Source organism: Rhodococcus sp. KB6 (assembly GCF_001445685.1).
Taxonomy (GTDB): domain Bacteria; phylum Actinomycetota; class Actinomycetes; order Mycobacteriales; family Mycobacteriaceae; genus Rhodococcus_F; species Rhodococcus_F qingshengii.
Genome location: NZ_LNAK01000136.1, coordinates 1 through 241, shown reverse-complemented (window position 1 = coordinate 241; position 241 = coordinate 1). Strand labels below are relative to the sequence as shown.

The 241-nt window shown below is 57.3% G+C and carries 1 pseudogene; it reads right to left on the bottom strand.

Annotation, left to right across the window (positions count from 1 at the left end):
• Positions 1-241: pseudogene (locus ASU23_RS24225) on the bottom strand (DDE-type integrase/transposase/recombinase); the annotation flags it as partial.

The following is a 241-nucleotide window of genomic DNA, read 5'->3' as shown; positions in this document are numbered from 1 at the left end:
GGAGTACAACAGTTCTTCGGCGAGGATGCGGTTGTAGCGTTCGACCTTCCCGTTGTGTTTCGGTGTGTACGGCTTGATGCGGTAGTGCCGAGCCTCGCGGAGTGAAGCGGTGAAATCTGCAGCCCGATAGCATGATCCGTTGTCGGTGATCACGCGCTCGATCCGGGTGATGCCGTGTGCAGCGAAGAACACGCGGGCATTGTTCATGAAATCGATAGCTGTTGCGGCGGTTTCGTTGTCG